This window comes from Citrobacter amalonaticus, assembly GCF_002918555.1.
Taxonomy (GTDB): domain Bacteria; phylum Pseudomonadota; class Gammaproteobacteria; order Enterobacterales; family Enterobacteriaceae; genus Citrobacter_C; species Citrobacter_C amalonaticus_A.
Genome location: NZ_PQMB01000001.1, coordinates 704004 through 729905, shown reverse-complemented (window position 1 = coordinate 729905; position 25902 = coordinate 704004). Strand labels below are relative to the sequence as shown.

The 25902-nt window shown below is 54.7% G+C and carries 22 protein-coding genes; 19 read left to right on the top strand and 3 right to left on the bottom strand.

Translation table 11 applies throughout. The annotated features are described in order from the left end of the window. Positions 1-25 precede the first annotated feature (25 nt). Entirely contained in the window at positions 26-1240 is a 1215-nt protein-coding gene (alaA, locus tag C3432_RS03620; protein WP_103775304.1) for an alanine transaminase AlaA, read from the bottom strand. Between the two features lie 936 nt (positions 1241-2176). Here alaA and lrhA point away from each other — a divergent pair. The 14 genes from lrhA to nuoN all read left to right on the top strand — a co-directional run bounded on the left by lrhA (position 2177) and on the right by nuoN (position 18931). Beyond that, positions 2177-3115, top strand: coding sequence for a transcriptional regulator LrhA (lrhA, locus tag C3432_RS03615; RefSeq protein WP_103775303.1), 939 nt, complete (start codon positions 2177-2179; stop codon positions 3113-3115). Positions 3116-3741: 626 nt separating this feature from the next. Continuing rightward, entirely contained in the window at positions 3742-4182 is a 441-nt protein-coding gene (nuoA, locus tag C3432_RS03610) for an NADH-quinone oxidoreductase subunit NuoA (RefSeq protein ID WP_103775302.1), read from the top strand. A 15-nt stretch (positions 4183-4197) separates the two neighbouring features. Then, complete coding sequence (gene nuoB, locus C3432_RS03605; RefSeq protein ID WP_003028075.1) at positions 4198-4860, top strand: NADH-quinone oxidoreductase subunit NuoB; 663 nt, start codon at positions 4198-4200, stop codon at positions 4858-4860. Between the two features lie 145 nt (positions 4861-5005). Beyond that, positions 5006-6808: an NADH-quinone oxidoreductase subunit C/D gene (gene nuoC, locus C3432_RS03600; RefSeq protein WP_103775301.1), complete on the top strand. Its 1803-nt coding sequence runs from the start codon at positions 5006-5008 to the stop codon at positions 6806-6808. A 2-nt stretch (positions 6809-6810) separates the two neighbouring features. After that, the gene (nuoE, locus tag C3432_RS03595) at positions 6811-7311 is read left to right on the top strand and encodes an NADH-quinone oxidoreductase subunit NuoE (RefSeq protein WP_042317807.1); all 501 of its coding nucleotides are present in this window, start codon (positions 6811-6813) and stop codon (positions 7309-7311) included. Continuing rightward, on the top strand, positions 7308-8645 hold the full coding sequence (gene nuoF / locus C3432_RS03590) for an NADH-quinone oxidoreductase subunit NuoF (protein WP_103775300.1): 1338 nt from the start codon (positions 7308-7310) through the stop codon (positions 8643-8645). The genes nuoE and nuoF overlap by 4 nt, the downstream gene beginning before the upstream one ends. Before the next feature lie 81 nt (positions 8646-8726). Beyond that, entirely contained in the window at positions 8727-11453 is a 2727-nt protein-coding gene (gene nuoG, locus C3432_RS03585) for an NADH-quinone oxidoreductase subunit NuoG (RefSeq protein ID WP_103775628.1), read from the top strand. Beyond that, the gene (gene nuoH, locus C3432_RS03580) at positions 11450-12427 is read left to right on the top strand and encodes an NADH-quinone oxidoreductase subunit NuoH (RefSeq protein WP_103775299.1); all 978 of its coding nucleotides are present in this window, start codon (positions 11450-11452) and stop codon (positions 12425-12427) included. Before nuoG ends, nuoH begins: the two co-directional genes overlap by 4 nt. A gap of 14 nt (positions 12428-12441) precedes the next feature. Continuing rightward, positions 12442-12984 (top strand): NADH-quinone oxidoreductase subunit NuoI, encoded by a 543-nt coding sequence (gene nuoI, locus C3432_RS03575; RefSeq protein ID WP_103775298.1) that lies wholly within the window; start codon positions 12442-12444, stop codon positions 12982-12984. Between the two features lie 11 nt (positions 12985-12995). Further along, entirely contained in the window at positions 12996-13550 is a 555-nt protein-coding gene (gene nuoJ, locus C3432_RS03570) for an NADH-quinone oxidoreductase subunit J (protein ID WP_103775297.1), read from the top strand. Beyond that, positions 13547-13849 (top strand): NADH-quinone oxidoreductase subunit NuoK, encoded by a 303-nt coding sequence (gene nuoK / locus C3432_RS03565; protein ID WP_006683663.1) that lies wholly within the window; start codon positions 13547-13549, stop codon positions 13847-13849. The genes nuoJ and nuoK overlap by 4 nt, the downstream gene beginning before the upstream one ends. Beyond that, entirely contained in the window at positions 13846-15687 is a 1842-nt protein-coding gene (gene nuoL, locus C3432_RS03560) for an NADH-quinone oxidoreductase subunit L (RefSeq protein WP_103775296.1), read from the top strand. The genes nuoK and nuoL overlap by 4 nt, the downstream gene beginning before the upstream one ends. Positions 15688-15937: 250 nt before the next feature. Next, positions 15938-17467 (top strand): NADH-quinone oxidoreductase subunit M, encoded by a 1530-nt coding sequence (gene nuoM, locus C3432_RS03555; RefSeq protein ID WP_103775295.1) that lies wholly within the window; start codon positions 15938-15940, stop codon positions 17465-17467. A 6-nt stretch (positions 17468-17473) separates the two neighbouring features. Further along, entirely contained in the window at positions 17474-18931 is a 1458-nt protein-coding gene (nuoN, locus tag C3432_RS03550; RefSeq protein ID WP_103775294.1) for an NADH-quinone oxidoreductase subunit NuoN, read from the top strand. Between the two features lie 58 nt (positions 18932-18989). On the opposite strand, the gene C3432_RS03545 is transcribed toward nuoN, so the two are convergent. Continuing rightward, positions 18990-19994: a chemotaxis protein gene (locus C3432_RS03545; RefSeq protein WP_103775293.1), complete on the bottom strand. Its 1005-nt coding sequence runs from the start codon at positions 19992-19994 to the stop codon at positions 18990-18992. Between the two features lie 64 nt (positions 19995-20058). After that, positions 20059-20976, bottom strand: a complete 918-nt coding sequence (gene rbn / locus C3432_RS03540) for a ribonuclease BN (protein ID WP_103775292.1) — start codon at positions 20974-20976, stop codon at positions 20059-20061. Between the two features lie 65 nt (positions 20977-21041). Here rbn and C3432_RS03535 point away from each other — a divergent pair, with 65 nt between their 5' ends. The 5 genes from C3432_RS03535 (at position 21042) to menH (ending at position 25899) form a co-directional block, all read left to right on the top strand. After that, positions 21042-21503, top strand: coding sequence for a GNAT family N-acetyltransferase (locus C3432_RS03535; protein ID WP_103775291.1), 462 nt, complete (start codon positions 21042-21044; stop codon positions 21501-21503). Between the two features lie 53 nt (positions 21504-21556). Continuing rightward, positions 21557-21862 carry a stress response protein ElaB gene (gene elaB, locus C3432_RS03530; protein ID WP_103775290.1) on the top strand — a complete coding sequence of 102 codons (306 nt, stop codon included), beginning with the start codon at positions 21557-21559 and terminating at the stop codon, positions 21860-21862. A gap of 93 nt (positions 21863-21955) precedes the next feature. Then, positions 21956-23254 (top strand): isochorismate synthase MenF, encoded by a 1299-nt coding sequence (gene menF / locus C3432_RS03525; protein WP_103775289.1) that lies wholly within the window; start codon positions 21956-21958, stop codon positions 23252-23254. A 219-nt stretch (positions 23255-23473) separates the two neighbouring features. Beyond that, positions 23474-25144 carry a 2-succinyl-5-enolpyruvyl-6-hydroxy-3-cyclohexene-1-carboxylic-acid synthase gene (menD, locus tag C3432_RS03515; RefSeq protein WP_103775627.1) on the top strand — a complete coding sequence of 557 codons (1671 nt, stop codon included), beginning with the start codon at positions 23474-23476 and terminating at the stop codon, positions 25142-25144. Beyond that, on the top strand, positions 25141-25899 hold the full coding sequence (gene menH / locus C3432_RS03510; RefSeq protein WP_103775287.1) for a 2-succinyl-6-hydroxy-2,4-cyclohexadiene-1-carboxylate synthase: 759 nt from the start codon (positions 25141-25143) through the stop codon (positions 25897-25899). Before menD ends, menH begins: the two co-directional genes overlap by 4 nt. Positions 25900-25902: the final 3 nt, after the last annotated feature.

Genomic DNA, 25902 nt, shown 5'->3' with positions numbered 1-25902 from the left:
CTACCGGAGTAGCCTGATTTCAGGATTACTGGTGATAACCTGAGAGGAATCTTCCAAAACGGCTGATGGCCATTTCCAGGTCATCCTCTCGCGGCAGCGTCACAATGCGGAAGTGATCCGGCCACGGCCAGTTGAACGCCGTCCCCTGTACCAGCAGCACTTTTTCCTGTAGCAGAAAATCGAGCACCATCTTCTGGTCATCATGAACATTGAAGCGCTTTGCATCAATTTTGGGGAACATATACAACGCGCCGCGTGGTTTCACGCAGGAGACTCCGGGGATTTCGTTAATCAGCTCCCATGCCCGATTGCGCTGCTCATACAAACGCCCGCCGGGTAAAATAAACTCGCTGATGCTCTGGTAGCCTCCCAGCGCGGTCTGGATCGCGTGCTGTGCCGGGACGTTAGCGCACAGGCGCATTGAAGCCAGCATTTCAAGGCCTTCAATATACCCTTTAGCGTGTTTTTTAGGGCCGTTCAGCACCATCCAGCCCTGACGGAAACCTGCAACGCGGTAGGTTTTAGACAGACCGTTGAAGGTAATGGTTAACAGATCCGGCGCCATCGCGGCAATAGAGTGATGCTCGGCATCGTCATAAAGGATCTTGTCGTAGATTTCATCGGCGAAAATAATGAGATTATGCTGGCGCGCAATCTCAACAATCTCCATCAGCAGCTCTTTGGAATAGACGGCCCCTGTTGGGTTGTTCGGATTGATGATGACGATGCCACGCGTACGTGGGGTGATTTTAGCGCGAATATCATCCAGATCCGGGAACCAGTCTGAGGATTCGTCACAAAGATAGTGCACGGCTTTTCCGCTGGAGAGCGAGACTGCCGCCGTCCATAGCGGGTAATCCGGCGCCGGTACCAGCATTTCGTCCCCACTGTTCAGCAATGCCTGCATGGCCTGCACGATAAGCTCTGAGACACCGTTGCCAATATAGATATCTTCAACGGTGACATCGCGCATCCCGCGTGCCTGATAATGCTGCATGATCGCTTTACGCGCAGAATACAGCCCCTTCGAGTCGCAATATCCCTGGGCGGTTGGCAGATTTCGAATGACATCCACCAGGATTTCGTCAGGTGCGTCAAATCCGAAAGGCGCCGGGTTACCGATGTTCAGTTTCAGAACTTTATTGCCTTCTTCTTCCAGACGCTTTGCTTCTTTCAGAACGGGGCCACGAATGTCATAACAGACATTTTCTAATTTGCTGGATTTTTCAATGGGGGACATGAACCTTGACCTTTTGCTGTTATCGCCACTCCCTGCCGTGGAAGTCAGCCCAGAACAATGTACTCCCCCGGCGGTGAGTTTTGAAGGGTGTACAGAAGAAGATTTTGCTCATACGTGGCAGATCGACACGCAGTGAGTGACTTAATAATGAATAAATTATTGGTTGAAAAATCTTAATAATTATAATTGTATGGTTTTTTATTCTTTATTTTGGCTTTTACTTTGGTGGATCGTCTTGTTAACGAAACGTCAAAGTTTTGCGAAAAAAAGGTCTTGTCCCGCGTGACGGTATTCATTATTTCGCAAATAGTGAAAGATTTAACCTTGTTACTATTATCGGCGTGGGTTGCTAACACTGGAGTGTGAATCTAATGTTAAGCATAATTAATGAATGATTGCGTCTCTAATTAATTATTATTTAATATTAAGAAAGTCTTTACTAAAGACATTAATAATACAGGATTACCTTGATTAAGATAACAAAACTTTGCATCAGATTATTCGCATTAATACTTATAAATAAAAAGGTTTTAGGTTAAGATATCCGGGATGAAATGGCCTGCAGTATACGTACTTTGCAAATGTCTGTGACGGCTTTTGGTTTTACATAATTGTTTTTTATGATTTTTTCTAAAATCGCAAAGCATTATGTCTCTATTTACGTTTTTTACAAAATTTACATATCTACCAATTGCAGAAATCGGCAGACATCATAATGAATGAGTATTTCCTCAATGAAATATCCAGTATGGTGACGGCACGTATTATAGCAGGGAAAAGTGGGTAGCATTTCACCAGTAACGTGATATACATTTTTACATTCAGCCGCCTGTCACAGGGGGTACTGCAAGGGAAGCACATTACAAATGGAATTGCTTGTTTCTGTATGCACAGCATTGAACATGCTCAGTATGAGCCGCCAGTAAGTGATAAAATATGATAAATGCAAATCGTCCGATAATTAACCTCGACCTCGATCTGCTGAGAACCTTTGTTGCTGTTGCCGATCTGAACACGTTTGCGGCGGCGGCGACAGCGGTGTGTCGTACTCAGTCCGCGGTTAGCCAGCAAATGCAGCGTCTCGAGCAACTCGTGGGGAAGGAACTCTTCGCCCGTCATGGCCGTAACAAACTGTTGACTGAACACGGCATTCAGCTTCTGGGTTATGCCAGAAAAATTTTGCGCTTTAATGATGAGGCCTGCTCATCATTAATGTTCAGTAATCTTCAGGGGGTGTTAACTATTGGCGCCTCCGATGAATCCGCCGATACGATACTGCCTTTCCTGCTTAACCGGATTAGTTCGGTATATCCGAAACTTGCGCTGGATGTCAGGGTCAAGCGTAATGCGTTTATGGTGGATATGCTGAAGGCGCAGGAAGTGGACCTGATTGTCACGACCAATCGCCCAGGGGCGTTTGAGTGTCTGAATCTGCGTACATCTCCCACTCACTGGTACTGCGCAGCAGAATATGTGCTGCAAAAAGGAGAACCTGTACCGTTAGTGCTGTTAGACGATCCGAGCCCGTTCCGCGATGTGGTTCTGGCGACGCTCAACGCGGCGAACATTCCCTGGCGTCTGGCCTATGTTGCTTCCACGTTGTCTGCGGTTCGTGCGGCGGTGAAAGCGGGTCTTGGCGTCACGGCGCGTCCGGTTGAGATGATGAGTCCGGATTTGCGCGTACTGGGGGCCGTGGATGGTTTACCCCCGTTACCTGATACGGAATATCTGTTGTGTTGCGATCCAGCAAGCAAAAATGAGCTGGCGCAGGTTATCTATCAGGCGATGAATACCTACCAAAATCCGTGGCAGTACAGTCATTTGACTTCGGAAAGCGGAGATGACTCTGTGCTGGTCGAAGGTGATTTTGAGTAACGCATCACAAAATAAGTCTTAAAATGTAAATGTAAAAAAGAGCCACTGATGCTGGAAAAACAGTCAGTGGCTCTTTTTTTGTACTAATATCGGAGAGACGTCATTTTGACAAGACAAAAAACGCTGTAAATCAGCAGGTAAAATGTGCCGCTTCAACGTTACGCCTACAGGCGTCAGTTACAGCGTAGCTGAATTGCCATGTTAAAAAACAAGAGAAATTGTTGCTGTTTTTTAGGGTGAATTAACAAAAGCGTGTCGCAGATCAAGAAAATACTCTCATTTAGGGGGAGGAATCAGCGTGAATTCCTGTCAAAATAGGCGGGTATTACCCTTTTACTTCGCAACGGACACGATTCAACAATCCAAACTTTGGCTTTCGTAAAGTCGGTTTTACGGCTAAAAAGCATTAAATGTTAATGGTGTTGTGGTCATGTAAATTAATGTGAAGGAACTTTTGTTAAAGTTGACAAAAGGTTATAGAAAGGAGTAAAAAACCCCATCAATTGGCTGTATAAATCGTTTTCTACAGTGATTGTAAGGTTTTTTTTATTCCTCCCCATGAATCGATGTGGCGTTCATTTGCCGAAAAGAGCAGAGAATTTGGCGTCACTTTTGATGAGTAAGCAATGAGTATGTCAACATCCACTGAAGTCATCGCTCATCACTGGGCATTCGCAATCTTTCTTATTGTCGCCATTGGCCTGTGCTGCCTGATGTTGATCGGCGGTTGGTTTTTGGGCGGTCGCGCACGCGCGAGGTCGAAAAACGTCCCGTTTGAATCAGGTATCGACTCGGTCGGCACCGCTCGCTTACGCCTGTCTGCCAAGTTTTACCTGGTAGCCATGTTCTTCGTTATCTTCGACGTTGAAGCACTGTATCTGTACGCATGGTCAACCTCTATTCGTGAAAGCGGGTGGGTTGGCTTTGTGGAAGCTGCAATTTTTATTTTTGTGTTACTGGCAGGTCTGGTTTACCTGGTGCGTATTGGCGCGCTGGACTGGACGCCCGCACGTTCACGCCGCGAGCGTATGAACCCGGAAAACAGTATCGCTAACCGTCAACGCTAACCGCGAGGCATTAAGATGGATTATACGCTCACCCGCATAGATCCTAACGGTGAGAATGACCGTTACCCCCTGCAAAAACAGGAGATCGTAACCGACCCCCTGGAGCAAGAAGTTAATAAAAACGTGTTCATGGGTAAGCTGCATGACATGGTTAACTGGGGTCGTAAGAACTCAATCTGGCCTTATAACTTCGGCCTTTCCTGCTGCTACGTAGAGATGGTGACCTCATTCACCGCCGTACATGACGTGGCGCGTTTTGGCGCAGAAGTACTCCGTGCTTCCCCGCGTCAGGCCGACCTGATGGTGGTAGCGGGTACCTGCTTTACCAAAATGGCGCCGGTAATCCAGCGTCTGTACGATCAAATGCTGGAGCCGAAATGGGTTATTTCCATGGGCGCATGCGCCAACTCCGGCGGTATGTACGACATCTATTCTGTGGTGCAGGGCGTTGATAAGTTTATCCCGGTGGATGTTTATATCCCTGGCTGCCCGCCGCGTCCTGAAGCGTACATGCAGGCGTTAATGCTGTTGCAGGATTCTATTGGTAAGGAACGTCGTCCGCTCTCCTGGGTGGTTGGCGATCAGGGCGTTTATCGCGCCAATATGCAGTCAGAGCGCGAGCGTAAGCGCGGCGAACGCATCGCAGTCACCAATCTGCGTACACCAGACGAGATTTAATTTGCGCCTGTCGGCAGCGGCGTTTTAACTTCGCTTATTATTAGATATACACAAAATCATTCAGGTTGCATCAACGCGTCAGCATGAAGGATAAAGTGGATAAATAGCGCGAAGCCCTGTCGACAGTCACCACGGACCATTTGCAATGGTGAAAAATATGACCGACTTAACCGCGCAAGAAGCCGCATGGCAGACCAGGGATCACCTTGACGATCCGGTCATTGGCGAACTGCGCAACCGTTTTGGGCCGGATGCCTTTACCGTTCAGGCGACCCGGACGGGTGTACCCGTTGTTTGGGTCAAGCGTGAACAATTACTGGAAGTGGGCGACTTCTTAAAGAGACTGCCAAAGCCTTACGTCATGCTGTTTGATTTACACGGTATGGACGAACGTCTGCGCACACACCGCGAAGGGTTACCCGCCGCGGATTTTTCCGTTTTCTACCACCTGATTTCCATTGAGCGCAATCGCGACATCATGCTCAAGGTGGCGTTGTCTGAAAACGATCTGCACGTGCCGACCTTCACTAAAGTGTTCCCGAACGCCAACTGGTATGAGCGTGAAACCTGGGACATGTTTGGTATTGAATTCGACGGTCACCCGCACCTGACGCGTCTGCTGATGCCGTCAACCTGGCAAGGCCATCCGCTGCGGAAAGATTATCCGGCGCGGGCAACGGAGTTCGATCCGTTTGAGCTGACCAAAGCGAAACAGGATCTGGAGATGGAGGCGTTGACCTTCAAACCGGAAGACTGGGGCATGCAGCGCGGCACCGAAAACGAGGACTTCATGTTCCTCAACCTCGGCCCTAACCACCCGTCTTCACATGGTGCATTCCGCATTGTTCTCCAGCTTGATGGCGAAGAGATTGTCGACTGCGTGCCGGACATCGGCTACCACCACCGTGGTGCTGAGAAGATGGGCGAACGCCAGTCCTGGCACAGCTATATCCCGTACACCGACCGTATCGAGTACCTCGGCGGCTGCGTGAACGAAATGCCGTACGTGCTGGCGGTGGAAAAGCTGGCGGGCATCACCGTGCCGGATCGCGTCAACGTGATTCGCGTCATGCTCTCTGAGCTGTTCCGCATCAACAGTCACCTGCTTTACATCTCCACGTTTATTCAGGACGTCGGCGCGATGACGCCGGTCTTCTTCGCCTTTACCGATCGTCAGAAAATCTATGACGTAGTGGAAGCGATCACCGGTTTCCGTATGCACCCGGCCTGGTTCCGTATTGGCGGCGTTGCCCATGACCTGCCTCGCGGTTGGGACAAGCTGCTGCGCGATTTCCTGGACTGGATGCCGAAGCGTCTGGATTCCTACGAGAAAGCCGCACTGCGCAACACCATCCTGAAAGGACGTTCGCAGGGCGTTGCCGCTTACGGTAAGAAAGAAGCGCTGGACTGGGGCTGCACGGGCGCCGCGCTGCGTGCGACCGGTATCGATTTCGACGTGCGTAAATCACGTCCGTACTCTGGCTACGAAAACTTCGACTTTGAGGTGCCGGTTGGCGGCGGTGTCTCCGACTGCTATACCCGCGTGATGCTGAAAGTAGAAGAGCTGCGCCAGAGTCTGCGTATCCTTGAGCAGTGCCTCAATAACATGCCGGAAGGGCCGTTTAAAGCGGATCACCCGCTGACCACGCCGCCGCCGAAAGAGCGTACGCTGCAACATATCGAAACCCTGATCACCCACTTCCTGCAGGTTTCGTGGGGCCCGGTCATGCCGGCGAACGAGTCCTTCCAGATGGTGGAAGCGACCAAGGGTATTAACAGTTACTACCTGACCAGCGATGGCAGCACCATGAGTTATCGTACCCGTATTCGTACCCCGAGCTATGCGCATCTGCAGCAGATCCCGGTGGCGGTACGCGGCAGCCTGGTGTCCGACCTGATCGTCCATCTGGGTAGTATCGATTTTGTTATGTCAGATGTGGACCGCTAATTATGCACGAGAATCAACAACCACAAACCGAGGCTTTTGAGCTGAGTGCGGCAGAGCGTGAAGCGATTGAGCACGAGAAGCACCACTACGAAGACCCGCGTGCGGCGTCCATTGAAGCGCTGAAGATCGTTCAGAAACAGCGTGGCTGGGTGCCGGACGGCGCGATCCATGCGATCGCTGACGTGCTGGGGATCCCGGCCAGCGATGTCGAAGGTGTTGCCACGTTCTACAGCCAGATCTTCCGCCAGCCGGTGGGCCGTCACGTGATCCGCTATTGCGACAGCGTGGTGTGTCACATCAACGGTTACCAGGGGATCCAGGCCGCACTGGAGAAAAAGCTCAACATCAAGCCGGGGCAGACGACCTTTGACGGTCGCTTTACGCTGCTGCCGACCTGCTGCCTGGGGAACTGCGATAAAGGGCCGAACATGATGATCGATGAGGATACTCACGCTCACCTGACCCCGGAAGGCATTCCTGAACTGCTGGAGCGGTATAAATGAAAGATATTATCCGTACTCCCGAAACGCATCCGCTGACCTGGCGTCTGCGCGATGACAAACAGCCGGTCTGGCTGGACGAATACCGTAGCAAGAACGGCTACGAAGGCGCACGTAAGGCGCTGACCGGTCTGTCTGCGGATGAGATCGTCAATCAGGTAAAAGACGCTGGCCTGAAAGGGCGCGGTGGCGCAGGCTTTTCCACCGGTCTGAAGTGGAGCCTGATGCCGAAAGACGAATCCATGAACATCCGCTACCTGCTGTGTAACGCCGATGAGATGGAGCCGGGCACCTATAAAGACCGTCTGCTGATGGAACAGCTGCCGCACCTGCTGGTGGAAGGTATGCTGATCTCCGCGTTTGCGCTGAAAGCGTACCGTGGTTACATCTTCTTGCGCGGTGAATATATTGAAGCGGCTGTCCATCTGCGTCGCGCAATTGCTGAAGCCACCGAAGCCGGTCTGCTCGGCAAAAACATCATGGGCACCGGTTTTGACTTCGAACTGTTTGTGCACACCGGGGCAGGGCGCTACATCTGCGGTGAAGAGACGGCGCTTATCAACTCTCTCGAAGGTCGTCGTGCTAACCCCCGTTCCAAGCCGCCGTTCCCGGCGACCTCTGGCGCATGGGGCAAACCGACCTGCGTGAACAACGTTGAAACGTTATGTAACGTTCCGGCGATCCTCGCTAATGGCGTGGAGTGGTATCAGAACATTTCGAAGAGCAAAGATGCGGGCACCAAGCTGATGGGCTTCTCCGGTCGCGTGAAGAATCCGGGACTGTGGGAACTGCCATTTGGTACCACCGCGCGTGAGATCCTTGAAGATTACGCGGGCGGGATGCGCGATGGCCTGAAATTTAAAGCCTGGCAGCCAGGCGGCGCGGGTACCGACTTCCTGACCGAAGCGCACCTCGACCTGCCGATGGAATTTGAAAGCATCGGTAAAGCGGGTAGCCGTCTGGGTACCGCGCTGGCGATGGCGGTTGACCACGAGATTGGCATGGTGTCGCTGGTGCGCAACCTGGAAGAGTTCTTTGCCCGCGAATCGTGCGGCTGGTGTACGCCGTGCCGTGACGGCCTGCCGTGGAGCGTGAAAATTCTGCGCGCGCTGGAGCGTGGTGAAGGCCAGCCTGGGGATATCGAGACGCTTGAGCAACTGTGTCGCTTCCTCGGTCCAGGTAAAACCTTCTGTGCGCACGCACCGGGTGCGGTGGAACCGCTGCAGAGCGCCATTAAATATTTCCGCGAAGAATTCGAAGCTGGCATCAGGCAGACCTTCAGCAATACCCATTTGATTAGTGGTATTCAGCCGAACCTGCTGAAAGAGCGCTGGTGATTGCAGGCGTGAGCCTGTATCGCGATATGAATTTCGATTAACGCTTAGTCCCTGACTAAGATAACTGGAAGCATGCTGACTATGGCTACGATTCATGTAGACGGCAAAGAATATGAGGTCAACGGGGCGGACAACCTGCTGGAAGCTTGTCTGTCTCTCGGCCTTGATATTCCGTACTTTTGCTGGCACCCGGCGCTGGGAAGCGTCGGTGCTTGCCGCCAGTGTGCGGTGAAGCAATACCAAAACGCGGAAGACACGCGTGGTCGCCTGGTGATGTCTTGTATGACACCGGCCACCGAAGGCACCTTTATTTCTATTGACGACGAAGAAGCGAAACAGTTTCGCGAAAGCGTGGTGGAGTGGTTAATGACCAACCACCCGCACGATTGTCCGGTCTGTGAAGAGGGCGGCAACTGCCACCTTCAGGATATGACCGTGATGACCGGCCACAGTTTCCGTCGCTACCGCTTCACGAAGCGTACTCACCGTAATCAGGATTTAGGGCCGTTCATCTCTCACGAAATGAACCGCTGCATCGCCTGCTATCGCTGCGTACGTTACTACAAAGATTACGCCGATGGCGCGGATCTGGGCGTCTATGGCGCACACGACAACGTCTATTTTGGTCGTCCGGAAGACGGTACGCTCGAAAGCGAATTCTCCGGTAACCTGGTAGAAATTTGCCCGACCGGCGTCTTCACCGATAAAACGCACTCCGAGCGTTACAACCGTAAATGGGACATGCAGTTTGCGCCAAGCATCTGCCAGCAGTGTTCCATCGGCTGTAACACCAGCCCGGGCGAGCGCTATGGCGAACTGCGCCGTATTGAAAACCGCTACAACGGTACCGTTAACCACTACTTCCTCTGCGACCGCGGTCGTTTTGGCTATGGTTACGTGAACCTGAAAGACCGTCCGCGTCAGCCGGTACAGCGTCGTGGCGATGACCTGATCACGCTGAACGCCGAACAGGCGATGCAGGGCGCGGCAGATATTTTGCGTCAGTCGAAGAAAGTGATTGGTATCGGCTCCCCGCGTGCCAGCGTTGAAAGTAACTTCGCGCTGCGTGAACTGGTCGGTGCGGATAACTTCTATACCGGTATTGCCCAGGGCGAGCAGGAACGTCTGCAACTGGCGCTGAAGGTGCTGCGTGACGGTGGTATTCATACCCCGGCGCTGCGCGAAATCGAGTCATACGATGCGGTTCTGGTGCTGGGGGAAGATATCACCCAGACCGGCGCACGCGTTGCGCTGGCGGTACGTCAGGCGGTGAAAGGTAAAGCGCGTGAGATGGCGGCGGCTCAGAAAGTGGCTGACTGGCAGATTGCGGCAATCCTTAATATCGGCCAGCGTGCCAAGCACCCGCTGTTCGTAACCAACGTCGATGACACCCGCCTGGATGATGTCGCTGCGTGGACCTATCGCGCACCGGTTGAAGATCAGGCGCGTTTAGGTTTCGCCATTGCCCATGCGCTGGACAACAACGCACCGGCGGTTGACGGCATCGACCGCGATCTGCAAAACAAAATCGACGTGATCGTTCAGGCACTTGCCGGGGCGAAAAAACCACTGATTATCTCCGGTACCAACGCCGGTAGCGCCGAAGTGATTCAGGCCGCTGCTAACGTGGCGAAAGCGCTGAAAGGCCGTGGCGCAGACGTGGGTATCACCATGATTGCGCGTTCTGTTAACAGCATGGGGCTGGGCATTATGGGCGGCGGTTCGCTTGATGATGCGCTGACCGAGCTGGAAACGGGACGAGCTGACGCGGTGGTTGTGCTGGAAAACGATCTTCATCGCCATGCAAGCGCCACGCGTGTGAATGCCGCACTGGCAAAAGCGCCGCTGGTCATGGTCGTTGACCATCAGCGTACGGCAATCATGGAAAATGCGCATCTGGTACTTTCCGCCGCAAGCTTTGCTGAGAGCGACGGGACGGTCATTAACAACGAAGGCCGCGCACAGCGTTTCTTCCAGGTCTATGACCCGTCGTACTACGACAGCAGCACGATTATGCTGGAAAGCTGGCGCTGGCTGCACTCGTTGCACAGTACCGTGCAGAACCGCGAAGTGGACTGGACGCAGCTTGACCACGTTATCGATGCCGCAATTGCCGCGATACCGGAACTGGCCGGGATTAAAGATGCCGCGCCGGACGCGAGCTTCCGTATTCGTGGACAGAAACTGGCGCGTGAGCCGCATCGTTACAGCGGGCGTACCGCCATGCGTGCGAACATCAGCGTTCATGAACCGCGCCAGCCGCAGGACAAAGACACGATGTTCGCCTTCTCGATGGAAGGGAACAACCAGCCGGATGCTCCGCGTTCGCAGATCCCGTTTGCCTGGGCGCCAGGCTGGAACTCCCCGCAGGCCTGGAACAAATTCCAGGATGAGGTGGGTGGCAAACTGCGTCATGGCGATCCCGGTGTGCGTCTGATCGAGGCGACGGAAGGGGGGCTGGATTACTTCACTACCGTTCCGGCCAGTTTCCAGGCACAGGAAGGTCAGTGGCGTATCGCGCCGTACTATCATCTGTTTGGTAGCGATGAGATGTCTCAGCGTGCGCCAGTGTTCCAGAGCCGCATGCCGCAGCCGTATATCAAGCTAAACCCGGCCGATGCCGCGAAGCTGGGCGTGAATGCGGGTACCCTCGTCTCCTTTAGTTACGAAGGCAATCTGGTCACGCTGCTCGTTGAGATCTCTGAAGGACTGACGGCAGGGCAGGTGGGCTTACCGATGGGTATGCCGGGTATCGCGCCAGTTCTGGCAGGTGCGCGTCTTGAGGATCTGCAGGAGGCACAACAATGAGTTGGATTACACCTGAGCTTATCGATATCCTGCTGACCATCATCAAAGCGGTGGTGATCCTGCTGGTGGTCGTCACCTGCGGGGCGTTCATGAGCTTTGGCGAACGTCGCCTGCTGGGTCTGTTCCAGAACCGTTATGGACCAAACCGCGTTGGCTGGGGCGGTTCGCTCCAGCTGGTGGCGGACATGATCAAGATGTTCTTTAAAGAAGACTGGATCCCGAAATTCTCGGATCGCGTCATCTTTACCCTGGCGCCGATGATCGCCTTCACCTCGCTGCTGCTGGCTTTCGCCATCGTGCCGGTGAGTCCGGGTTGGGTGGTTGCTGACCTGAACATCGGGATCCTGTTCTTCCTGATGATGGCGGGTCTGGCGGTGTATGCGGTGCTGTTCGCCGGTTGGTCGAGCAACAACAAATACTCGCTGCTCGGTGCGATGCGTGCGTCTGCGCAGACGCTGAGCTACGAAGTGTTCCTCGGGCTTTCCCTGATGGGCGTGGTGGCGCAGGCCGGTTCATTCAATATGACCGACATCGTCAATAACCAGGCTGACATCTGGAACGTGATTCCGCAGTTCTTTGGTTTTGTCACCTTTGCCATCGCGGGCGTGGCGGTATGTCACCGCCACCCGTTTGACCAGCCGGAAGCCGAGCAGGAACTGGCCGATGGTTACCACATCGAATATTCCGGTATGAAATTCGGTCTGTTCTTCGTGGGGGAATATATCGGTATCGTCACGATTTCTGCACTGATGGTGACGCTGTTCTTTGGTGGCTGGCAGGGCCCGTTCTTACCGCCATTCATCTGGTTCGCGCTGAAAACCGCGTTCTTCATGATGATGTTCATTTTGATTCGTGCGTCGTTACCGCGTCCTCGTTATGACCAGGTAATGTCCTTCGGCTGGAAAATCTGCCTGCCGCTGACGCTCATCAACTTGCTGGTAACGGCGGCTGTCATTCTCTGGCAGGCGCAATAAGGGGCACAAAGACCATGACCTTAAAAGAATTACTCGTAGGTTTCGGCACCCAGGTACGCAGTATCTGGATGATCGGCCTGCATGCGTTCGCGAAACGCGAAACGCAAATGTATCCGGAAGAGCCGGTCTACCTGCCGCCGCGCTACCGTGGTCGTATCGTGCTGACGCGCGATCCGGACGGTGAAGAGCGCTGCGTTGCCTGTAACCTGTGTGCGGTAGCCTGTCCGGTCGGCTGTATCTCTTTGCAGAAAGCAGAGACCAAAGACGGCCGCTGGTATCCGGAGTTTTTCCGCATCAACTTCTCACGTTGCATTTTCTGCGGTCTGTGCGAAGAAGCCTGTCCAACGACGGCGATTCAGCTTACTCCGGACTTTGAGCTGGGTGAGTACAAGCGCCAGGATCTGGTTTACGAGAAAGAGGATCTGCTGATCTCCGGTCCGGGTAAATACCCGGAATATAACTTCTACCGGATGGCAGGTATGGCAATCGACGGCAAAGATAAGGGCGAAGCAGAGAACGAAGCCAAGCCTATCGACGTCAAGGGCCTGTTACCGTAAGGAGAGGGGCAATGGAGTTCGCTTTTTATATCTGTGGCCTGATAGCCATTCTCGCAACCTTGCGAGTTATCACCCACACCAATCCGGTGCACGCGCTGCTGTACCTGATTATTTCGCTGCTGGCGATTTCCGGGGTGTTTTTCTCGCTGGGCGCTTACTTCGCAGGTGCGCTGGAAATTATCGTCTATGCGGGCGCCATCATGGTGCTGTTCGTGTTCGTGGTCATGATGCTCAACCTCGGTGGTTCTGAAATCGAGCAGGAGCGCCAGTGGCTGAAGCCGCAGGTGTGGATTGGTCCGGCGATTTTGTCGGCCATCATGCTGGCGGTTATTGTTTATGCCATTCTGGGTGTTAACGACCAGGGTATCGACGGCACGCCAGTTAGCGCAAAAGCGGTCGGTATTACGCTGTTTGGACCTTATGTACTGGCGGTTGAGCTGGCGTCTATGCTGCTGCTGGCCGGTCTGGTTGTCGCCTTCCACGTCGGTCGCGAAGAGCGCTCGGGTGAGGTGCTGAGCAACCGTAAGGACGACAGCGCGAAAAGAAAAACGGAGGAGCACGCATGATCCCCTTACAACATGGACTGATCCTCGCGGCTGTCTTATTCGTGCTGGGTTTAACCGGCCTGGTTATCCGCCGCAATCTGCTGTTTATGCTGATCGGGCTGGAAATCATGATTAACGCCTCCGCGCTGGCCTTCGTGGTCGCCGGAAGCTACTGGGGCCAGACCGATGGTCAGGTGATGTACATTCTCGCCATCAGCCTTGCGGCTGCGGAAGCGAGCATCGGACTTGCGCTGTTGCTGCAACTTCATCGCCGTCGCCAGAACCTGAACATCGATTCAGTAAGTGAGATGCGCGGATGAACATGCTTGCCTTAACCATTATTCTGCCATTGATTGGCTTTGTATTACTGGCGTTCTCTCGCGGTCGCTGGTCGGAAAACCTCTCTGCGACCGTGGGCGTCGGCTCCATTGGTCTGGCCGCGCTGGTTACCGCCTTTGTCGGCGTTGACTTCTTCGCTAACGGCAAGCAGGCTTTCAGCCAGCCGCTGTGGACGTGGATGTCTGTCGGCGATTTCAATATCGGTTTTAACCTGGTGCTGGACGGCCTGTCGCTGACCATGCTCAGTGTGGTGACCGGTGTGGGTTTCCTGATCCACATGTTCGCCTCCTGGTACATGCGCGGTGAAGAGGGCTACTCCCGCTTCTTCGCTTATACCAACCTGTTTATTGCCAGCATGGTTGTTCTGGTGCTGTCCGATAACCTGCTGCTGATGTACCTCGGCTGGGAAGGCGTGGGCCTGTGCTCCTATCTGCTGATCGGCTTCTATTACAGCGATCCGAAGAATGGCGCCGCGGCCATGAAAGCCTTCGTGGTGACCCGTGTGGGTGACGTGTTCCTCGCCTTCGCATTGTTTATCCTCTACAACGAGCTGGGCACCCTTAACTTCCGCGAAATGGTGGAACTGGCACCTGCTCACTTTGCAGATGGTAACAACATGCTGATGTGGGCGACGCTGATGCTGCTGGGCGGTGCGGTAGGTAAATCGGCACAGCTGCCGTTGCAGACCTGGCTTGCTGACGCGATGGCGGGCCCGACGCCTGTCTCCGCGCTGATCCACGCCGCGACGATGGTTACCGCCGGTGTCTACCTGATTGCACGTACTCACGGCCTGTTCCTGATGACGCCGGAAATCCTGCATCTGGTGGGGATTATCGGGGCTATCACGCTGGTACTGGCTGGTTTTGCTGCGCTGGTACAGACCGACATTAAACGCGTTCTCGCATACTCCACCATGAGCCAGATTGGTTATATGTTCCTGGCTCTCGGGGTTCAGGCGTGGGATGCGGCGATTTTCCACCTGATGACGCACGCCTTCTTTAAAGCGCTGCTGTTCCTGGCATCCGGCTCGGTTATCCTGGCCTGTCACCACGAACAGAACATCTTCAGGATGGGCGGCCTGCGTAAGTCTATTCCGCTGGTGTATCTCTGCTTCCTGATCGGTGGCGCGGCGCTGTCGGCTCTGCCGCTGATTACCGCAGGCTTCTTCAGTAAGGATGAGATTCTGGCCGGTGCGATGGCGAACGGTCATATCAACCTGATGGTTGCAGGTCTGGTCGGTGCGTTCATGACCTCTCTGTACACCTTCCGTATGATTTTCATCGTGTTCCACGGTAAAGAGCAAATTCACGCTCACGCAGGGAAGGGGATTACGCATCATCTGCCGCTGATTGTGCTGATGATCCTGTCCACCTTCGTTGGCGCACTGATTGTGCCACCGCTGCAGGGGGTACTGCCTGCGACGACCGAGCTTGAGCATGGTCGCGTGATGACGCTGGAAATTACCTCCGGTATCGTCGCGATTGCAGGCATTCTGATCGCTGCATGGCTGTGGCTGGGTAAACGTACGCTGGTGACCTCGATTGCCAACAGTGCGCCAGGCCGTCTGCTGGGTACCTGGTGGTATAACGCCTGGGGCTTCGACTGGCTGTACGACAAAGTGTTCGTCAAGCCGTTCCTGGGCGTTGCATGGTTGCTGAAACGCGATCCGCTGAACGCAATGATGAACATTCCGGCGATCCTTTCCCGCTTTGCAGGTAAAGGCCTGTTGTTAAGCGAGAACGGCTATCTGCGTTGGTATGTAGCATCAATGAGCATCGGTGCCGTCGTTGTGCTGGCTCTGTTGATGGTACTGCGTTGAGTTTGTTGGCTGGATGAACGACTGCCGGATGGCGCTACGCTTATCCGGCCTACAAACCCAAAATAATTTTTAGAATTCGTTGAAAATCTGTTCCTGAAGTACAGGCGTCATCGGCGAAGTCAGACCGAATACCGCCAGCGCAGAGCAACCGGAGCGTACTGAAGTGCGTGAGGATTGCGAGCACTGCCGGGATTTGGGCTGACGAGTGAGATAGCCTGAGCAGGAGTAAATATAAGGGACATACTTAGCTATGTTATTACCCTGGTTGATATTAATCCCCTTTATCGGTGGCTTCCTGTGCTGGCAGACCGAACGCTTTGGCGTGAAGGTGCCGCGTTGGATCGCGCTGATTACCATGGGGCTGACGCTGGCGCTTGGCCTGCAACTGTGGATGCAGGGCTGCTATTCACTGACGCAATCTGCCGGTATTCCTCAATGGCAGTCTGAATTTGTCCTGCCGTGGATCCCGCGTTTTGGCATCTCTATCCATTTAGCTATCGATGGCTTGTCGCTGCTGATGGTGGTGCTGACCGGCCTGCTTGGCGTTCTGGCGGTACTTTGCTCCTGGAATGAAATCGAAAAATACCAGGGCTTTTTCCACCTGAACCTGATGTGGATCCTGGGTGGCGTTATCGGCGTGTTCCTTGCCATTGACATGTTCCTGTTCTTCTTCTTCTGGGAAATGATGCTGGTGCCGATGTACTTCCTGATCGCGCTGTGGGGGCATAAAGCCTCTGACGGTAAAACGCGTATCACGGCAGCAACCAAGTTCTTCATTTATACCCAGGCGAGTGGTCTGGTGATGTTGATTGCCATCCTGGCGCTGGTGTTTGTGCACTACAAAGCGACCGGCGTGTGGACTTTCAACTATGAAGAATTGCTGAATACTCCGATGTCCCACGGCGTGGAATACCTGCTGATGCTGGGCTTCTTCATCGCTTTCGCGGTGAAAATGCCGGTGGTTCCGCTGCACGGCTGGTTGCCGGATGCGCACTCTCAGGCGCCGACAGCAGGTTCCGTTGACCTGGCCGGTATATTGCTGAAAACCGCGGCCTACGGTCTGCTGCGCTTCTCCCTGCCGCTGTTCCCGAACGCGTCGGCGGAGTTTGCACCTGTTGCAATGTGGCTTGGCGTTATCGGCATCTTCTACGGCGCGTGGATGGCCTTTAATCAGTACGACATCAAACGTCTGATAGCCTACACCTCCGTATCCCACATGGGCTTCGTGCTGATTGCCATCTACACCGGTAGCCAGCTGGCATACCAGGGTGCGGTTATTCAGATGATCGCGCACGGCCTGTCCGCAGCCGGTCTGTTCATTCTGTGTGGTCAGCTGTACGAACGCCTGCATACCCGTGATATGCGTATGATGGGCGGCCTGTGGGGCAAAATGAAATGGTTGCCGGCGCTGTCGATGTTCTTCGCAGTGTGTACGCTGGGTATGCCGGGTACCGGTAACTTTGTTGGCGAATTTATGATTCTGTTCGGCAGCTACCAGGTGGTTCCGGTCATTACCGTGATCTCGACATTTGGTCTGGTATTTGCTTCTGTTTACTCGCTGGCGATGCTGCATCGCGCTTACTTTGGTAAGGCGAAGAGCCAGATTGCCAGTGTTGAACTGCCAGGGATGTCGCTGCGTGAGCTGTTTATCATCCTGTTGCTGGTCGTGCTCCTGGTACTGCTTGGCTTCTATCCGCAGCCGATTCTGGATACCTCGCATTCTGCGATGAGCAACATCCAGCAGTGGTTTGTTAATTCCGTTACTACTACAAGGCCGTAAATCGCCATGACAATAACTCCACAACACCTGATTGCGCTGCTACCGCTGCTGATCGTCGGCTTGACGGTGGTGGTTGTGATGCTCTCCATTGCGTGGCGACGCAATCACTTCCTCAATGCCACGCTGTCGGTCATTGGGCTTAACGCTGCGCTGGTTTCGCTCTGGTTCGTAGGCCAGGCTGGCGCCATGGACGTCACCCCGCTGATGCGGGTCGACGGTTTTGCCATGCTCTACACCGGGCTGGTGCTGCTGGCGAGTCTTGCCACCTGTACCTTTGCCTACCCGTGGCTGGAAGGCTACGACGACAACCGGGAAGAGTTCTACCTGCTGGTGCTGATTGCCGCGCTGGGCGGTATTCTTCTGGCTAACGCCAACCACCTGGCGGCGCTGTTCCTCGGTATCGAGCTTATCTCTCTGCCGCTGTTTGGTCTGGTCGGTTACGCTTTCCGTCAGAAACGCTCGCTGGAAGCCAGTATCAAATATACCATCCTGTCTGCCGCCGCCTCTTCCTTCCTGCTGTTCGGTATGGCGCTGGTGTACGCGCAGTCCGGCAACCTGTCGTTTGTTGCGATCGGTAAGAGCCTCAGCGACGGTATGCTGAACGAGCCGCTGCTGCTGGCGGGCTTTGGCATGATGATTGTTGGCCTGGGCTTCAAGCTCTCGCTGGTGCCGTTCCACCTGTGGACCCCGGACGTTTACCAGGGTGCCCCTGCTCCGGTATCCACCTTCCTGGCGACGGCGAGCAAAATCGCTATCTTCGGTGTGGTGATGCGTCTGTTCCTGTACGCGCCGGTTGGCGACAGCGAAGCAGTACGCATAGTGCTGGGTGTGATTGCCTTTGCGTCTATCATCTTTGGTAACCTGATGGCGCTGAGCCAGACCAACATCAAACGTCTGCTCGGTTACTCCTCTATCTCTCACCTCGGCTACCTGATGGTGGCGCTGATCGCTCTGCAGAGCGGTGAGATGTCGATGGAAGCGGTGGGTGTCTACCTGGCAGGCTACCTGTTCAGCAGCCTTGGCGCGTTCGGCGTGGTCAGCCTGATGTCCAGCCCGTACCGTGGTCCGGATGCGGATTCTCTGTTCTCCTACCGCGGTCTGTTCTGGCATCGTCCGATTCTTGCTGCGGTAATGACGGTGATGATGCTGTCTCTGGCGGGGATCCCGATGACCCTGGGCTTTATCGGTAAGTTCTACGTGCTGGCTGTCGGTGTGCAGGCTAACCTGTGGTGGCTGGTGGCTGCCGTGGTGGTTGGCTCGGCGATTGGTTTGTACTACTACCTGCGCGTTGCTGTGAGTCTCTATCTGAGTGCGCCGCAGCAGCTGAATCGCGATGCGCCATCTAACTGGCAGTACAGCGCGGGCGGTATCGTGGTACTCATCTCGGCGCTGCTGGTATTGATTCTGGGTGTCTACCCGCAACCGTTGATCAGCATTGTGCAGTTAGCGATGCCGCTGATGTAAGCGAAATGCAGAAACAAAAAAACCCGCATCGCGGGTTTTTTTATGTCCTGCCAAAAACTTAGTTCAGCAACTGACGGCTTACCAGCGACCCGCTGGCGCTTTGTTCCGCGCGTTCCATTACTTCCTTAAGCACCGAAGACAGCTCGTTAATCTCAAACTTCGCCACGTAGCCATCCGCTTTAACCTTACGTACGTGATCTTCGTTCGCGCTACCGGAAAGGGACGAGTGGATCACCACCGGGATATTTTTCAGTCGCTCGTCGGTTTTGATTTTGCGGGTGAGGGTGAAGCCATCCATCTCTGGCATTTCAAGATCTGTCAGCACCAGCGCGATCTTCTCATTAATCGGTATGCCTTCCGCTTCGGCTTCTTTGGCCAGTCGCTGGATTTTCTCCCACGCATCTTTTCCGGTCACGTGCATCTGATGCGGGATTTCCATCGCATTCAGACCTTTCGCTAGCATAGCACGGGCAACTTTAGAATCTTCCGCCACAATCGCCACCGCCCCAGGGGTGATATTGAACTTGTTGGCCTTCAGGTTTGTGGCGCGCAGATCGTGGCTCGACGGTACGATATCGTAGAGAATCTGCTCAACGTCGAGCACCAGCGCCAGATTATTGGTCTCTTTATCTTCATCCAGGCAGGCAATGCTGGTGATATAGCGACCATTGACGGCTTTCTCCGCCGTATGCACCTGCTGCCAGTCGAGGCGCATAATGTTTTCTACTGACTCCACGGCGAACGCCTGAACGCTACGGGCATATTCAGTGATTAACAGAATATTCAGTCCACTCTCTGGCTTGCAACCGGCGACTGCCGGGAGGTCTATAACCGGGATGACCTGGTCGCGGATGTTAACCATTCCCAGCAGTGGCGATTTCATCCCCGCCGGGCGCGTGAATGTGGGCATTGGCACAATTTCGCGTAACTTAAAGACGTTAATGCCAAATAGTTCTGATTTCTGTTCCTGGAGCGATGTACCGAGTCGAAACAACAGCAGTTCAAAGCGGTTAGACAGGGTCAGGTTCGCCCTGTCATCAATATCTTTCTGGAAATTGTCCATGCGGTCCTCAGTGTGAAGGCTAACCTTTAAACAGTTATCGGCACAGAGGATAAAAAATGAAGCGCTAAATCGTGAAAACGGCAAAATCATTTGCCAGTTCGGTTTCGGGAAAGATGGCGCGACACTCTTCGAGCAGGCGCTGACAGCCTCGTTCATCGTAGCGGGAACTCACATGGGTGATGATAAGTTTACCCACTCCGGCGTCGTGCGCGAGAAGCGCGGCCTGACGCGTGGAGCTGTGGCCGCGACTGTTGGCTTTTTCTTCCATTGCGGTGTCCAGCGTGGCTTCGTGAACCATGACATCGACCCCTTTCGCCAGTTCCACCGCGTAAGCACAGGGGGCGGTATCCCCGAAAATCGCCACCGATTTACCCGGCGTGGAGGGACCCAGGAAATCCGCACCGTTAATAATGCGACCATCTGCCAGCGTCACCGTTTTTCCGGCTTTCAGCTCCTGAAACAGAGGGCCTGGCTTCACCCCCGCCGTTTTTAACGCACTGGCATCCAGGGCACCGGGCTTGTCATGTTCCTGGACGCGATAGCCGTAGCACTCCAGCGGATGCTCCAGCGGGTACGCCGTTACTTTACGCAGGCCGTCGTCGACAATCTCACCTGCGGTGATTTCGATGATCTCCAGCGGATAATCGGTCCAGGATCCGCTGAGACGCAAGGTCGTTTCGGTGAATTCACGGATCCCTTTCGGGCCGTATATTGTTAGCTGCTGGACGTTACCGGCCATTGAGCGGCTGCACAGCAGCCCCGGTAAACCGAACAGATGGTCACCATGCAGATGGCTGATAAAAATGCGATCGAGCTTGCCGGGATTAAAGGCGGTACTCAGCATCTGATGCTGGGTGCCTTCGCCGCAGTCAAACAACCACAGCCCTGCGTGGGTCGGGTGTTGCAGATTTAACAACATCGCCGTGACGTTTCGCGTCCGCGTGGGAACGCCTGCGGAGGTGCCTAAGAATATGAATTCCATTATTTCATTACACTTTTGAAAAGTAACCGGACTAGTATAAGGCTAACACGGAAAAGGAGCGCTCTATGATTATCTGGCAAGATCTTCATCATTCAGAATTAACGGTCCCGCAACTGTATGCCTTACTGAAACTGCGCTGCGAGGTATTTGTGGTGGAGCAGCACTGCCCTTATCAGGATGTTGACGGCGATGACCTGGCGGGGGAAAACCGGCATATCCTTGGCTGGCATAATGACGAACTGGTGGCGTATGCGAGGATTCTGAAAAGCGCCGACGAATTAGAGCCCGTTGTCATTGGTCGGGTAATTGTCAGCGAGGCGCTGCGCGGGGCGAAGCTGGGTCAGCAGCTAATGGCGCAAACGCTACGTTCTTGTGAGCAGCACTGGCCTGGTAAGGCGTTATATCTGGGGGCGCAGGCGCATCTGCAAGCCTTTTACGCCTATTTTGGTTTTGTGCCGGTGACTGACGTTTACGACGAGGATGGCATTGCGCATATCGGCATGGTGCGCGAAGCGAATCGGGCGTAACCCATAACTATTGTCTATAGTTATGGGCAGGTTTACCCTAATGGAGAACAAATATGTCATATCAATTTGGCGACTCACGTATCGATGATGACCTGGAACTTCTGAGTGAAACGTTAGCAGAGGTTCTGCGCTCCTCCGGCGATCCTGCCGACCAAAAATATATTGAGCTAAAGGCACGAGCGGAACAGGCGCTGGAAGAGGTTAAGAGCCGTGTGAGCCACGCTTCGGACAGCTATTACTATCGCGCAAAGCAGGCGGCTTATCGTGCAGACGACTATGTTCATGAAAAACCCTGGCAGGGAATTGGCGTGGGTGCAACTGTAGGCCTGGTGCTGGGACTCCTGCTTGCCCGGCGATAATCTGAGCGGATTCGCCTTTCCTCCCTAAATGAGGGTACTGCTTTTGCCGCAGTACCCCGTATAATGCGAGGTTTTTAACAGGGAGAGGTCCGCGTGTATTCACTCACTACTGCGCTGGAAAATCTGTCGCGCTTGTTGTCGCGCGCGATACCGGCCGCACCTGGAATTCGTGTCTTTGACGTCCCTTTCCCCCTTAACGATGCTTTCGATGCGTTGAGCTGGCTGGCAAGCCAGCCCTGTTACCCGCAATTCTACTGGCAACAACGTAACGGTGACGAAGAAGCGGCCGTACTTGGCGCCGTTAAAACGTTCTCTTCCCTTGAGCAGGCGCAGCAGTTTCTTCGCCAGCATGAACAGCAGCCCGATCTGCGGATCTGGGGGCTGAACGCGTTTGAGCCGCGTCAGGGCCATTTACTTCTGCCGCGTCTTGAGTGGCGGCGCAGCGCGGGGGTGGCGATATTACGTTTGCATCTGTGCAGTGAGGTTTCGTTACGAGAAGATGCCGCTCTGGCGGCAACCTTTCTGTCCGCGCTGGCTGGCGTCAGGCCTCTGCCTGCGTTACGTCTGACGTTAACCGATGAAAAACACTGGCCGGATAAACGTGGCTGGGTCGGGTTGATTCAACGGGCTACGCGAACCATTGCCGAAGAGCAACTCGAGAAAGTGGTGCTGGCACGGGCCACCGACTTGCAGTTTTCTCGCCCGGTAAATGCTGCGGCAGTGATGGCGTCCAGCCGTCGTTTGAACCTGAACTGCTATCATTTCTATATGGCTTTCAATGGCGGGTGCGCATTTCTCGGCTCATCTCCTGAGCGCCTCTGGCGGCGTCGTGATGACGCACTGCGAACAGAAGCGCTGGCGGGAACGGTGGCGAACCATCCCGATGACCATAAGGCCTGGCAACTGGGCGAATGGCTGATGAAGGATGATAAAAACCAGCGGGAAAACATGCTGGTGGTGGAAGACATCTGCCAGCGTCTGCAAAACTGTACGCATTCACTTGATGTGCTGCCGCCGCAGGTTCTCAGACTGCGTAAGGTGCAGCACCTGCGGCGTTGTATCTGGACGGCGTTGAACCAGGCGGACGATCTGCTCTGTTTGATGCAACTTCAGCCGACGGCGGCGGTCGCGGGGATCCCTCGTGAACGGGCGCGAGCGTTTATTGCCCGGCATGAACCTTTTGAACGTGAGTGGTATGCCGGTTCAGCCGGGTATCTCTCATTACAACAAAGTGAATTTTGCGTCTCGTTACGTTCGGCCAAAGTGACTGAAAACGTGGTGCGCTTGTACGCAGGGGCGGGGATTGTTCGCGGTTCAGATCCTGAGCAGGAATGGCAGGAAATTGAGAACAAAGCGGCGGGTCTGCGTACTTTATTACAGATGGAAACCTGATTCCCGACTCATATCAATGATCCATTATTTCTTATCTTTATACTTGGAGCCTGTCCCATCAGGCGTAATTGGCGCAGACGGTTTGAACACGGACAGCGCGCAGCCACCGGAGCGTACATGCAGTATGCGAGGATGGCGAGCGCGGACCTGGTTCGAAATGATAAGCAAAATAGCCTGATGGGTCAGGCTCTTGGTCGCAATATTGATACCGGACAACTTATGTCAGTAAGCGCATTTAACCGACGCTGGGCGGCGGTCATACTGGAAGCATTAACTCGCCACGGCGTCAGGCATGTTTGCATTGCCCCTGGCTCTCGCTCGACACCGCTCACACTGGCGGCGGCGGAAAACTCGGCCTTTATTCATCACACTCACTTTGATGAGCGGGGTCTTGGTCACCTGGCGCTGGGTCTGGCAAAGGTCAGTCAACAGCCTGTTGCGGTCATTGTTACCTCCGGTACGGCGGTAGCGAACCTCTATCCGGCGCTGATTGAAGCAGGGTTGACCGGTGAAAAACTGATTTTACTGACGGCGGACAGGCCTCCAGAGCTGATTGACTGTGGTGCGAACCAGGCCATTCGTCAGCCGGGGATGTTTGCCTCGCATCCATCACAAACGCTTTCGCTACCGCGCCCGACGCAGGATATCCCGGCAAGCTGGCTGATTTCGACGATCGACAACGCCCTGGCCGCGCTGCACGGTGGGGCGGTACATATTAACTGCCCGTTCGCGGAGCCGCTGTATGGAGAGATGGACGAAACCGGTCTGGCCTGGCAACAGCGTCCTGGGGACTGGTGGCAGGACGACAAACCCTGGCTGCACGTAGCGCGTCGGCTGGAGAGCGTTAAACAACGCGACTGGTTCTTCTGGCGGCAAAAGCGCGGCGTGGTGGTTGCCGGTCGCATGAGCGCGGAAGAGGGTAAAAAAGTCGCTCAGTGGGCGCAAACGCTGGGGTGGCCGCTGATTGGCGACGTGCTGTCACAAACCGGTCAGCCGTTGCCCTGTGCCGATCTCTGGCTGGGAAATGCAAAAGCGATAACCGAGTTACAGCGTGCGCAGATTGTCGTCCAGCTTGGCAGCAGCCTGACCGGAAAACGTCTCCTGCAGTGGCAGGCAAGCTGTGAGCCGGAAGAGTACTGGATTATCGACAACATCGAAGGCTGCCTGGATCCCGCGCATCATCGCGGGCGCAGGCTGGTGGCGAAGGTCGCCGACTGGCTGGCGCTGCATCCGGCAGAAAAACGCCAGCCCTGGTGCGTCGACATCCCGCGCCTTGCGGAGCTGTCGTGGCAGGCGGTGGCTGCGCGTCGTGATACGTTTGGCGAAGCACAGCTGGCGCACCGTATTCGCGACTATCTGCCGGAGCAGGGGCAGCTGTTCGTGGGCAACAGTCTGGTGGTCCGCCTGATAGACGCGCTGTCGCAGCTGCCCGCGGGCTATCCGGTCTACAGCAACCGGGGTGCCAGCGGTATCGATGGTTTAATCTCGACGGCGGCGGGCGTTCAGCGTGCCAGCGCCAAATCGACGCTGGCCATTGTGGGCGATCTGTCTGCTTTGTACGATCTCAACGCGCTGGCGCTGTTGCGCCAGGTGTCTGCGCCGTTTGTGCTGATTGTGGTGAACAATAACGGCGGGCAGATTTTCTCGCTTTTACCCACGCCGCAAAGCGAACGTGAACGTTTTTATCTGATGCCGCAAAATGTCCATTTTGAACATGCGGCCGCCATGTTTAATCTCACGTATCATCGCCCGGAAAGCTGGGATGAGCTGGACGCTGCGCTGGCTGGCGCATGGCGGACACCGGCCACCACGGTGATAGAGCTGGTGGTTAACGAGACTGACGGGGCGCAAACCCTGCAACAGTTGCTGGCGCAGGTAAGCCATCTGTGATCCTGCATGCGCAGGCAAATGAAGCTCAGCCAGGTTCACCCTGGCTGGTTTTTCTGCACGGTTTTTCCGGGGACTGCCGGGAATGGCAGCAGATCGGTGAGCAGTTTCCCGATTTCTCGCGACTGTATATCGACCTGCCGGGGCACGGCGGTTCTGCTGAAACTGGCGTCAGCGGCTTTGCGGATGTGTGCGAAATGTTGCGTAATACCCTGTATAGTTACAACATACTTAACTACTGGCTGATAGGATATTCCCTCGGCGGCAGAGTGGCGATGATGGCGGCCTGTCAGGACATGCCCGGACTTTGTGGGCTGGTGGTTGAAGGTGGACATCCGGGGCTGCAAAGTGACGCTGAACGTAAGGCTCGCCAGCTCTCCGACAGCCGCTGGGCGGAGCGTTTTCGCCGTGAATCGCTCGTGGATGTCTTCAACGACTGGTATCGGCAGCCGGTTTTTGCCTCGCTTAATGCAGTGCAAAGAGAAGCGCTGGTCGCCCTGCGCAGCCGGAACAATGGCGAAACGCTGGCGGCGATGCTCGAATCGACCTCGCTGGCGGTACAACCTGATTTACGTGACGCGCTCCACGCGCGCACGTTTACGTTTTATTATTTATGTGGCGAACGTGACAGTAAATTCCGCGCTCTGGCGGCGGAAATGGCGGTCACCTGCCATGTGATTCATAACGCCGGACACAACGCGCATCGGGAAAACCCCGCAGGCGTGGTTGACAGCCTGGCTCGAATTTTGCGTCTCTGACTA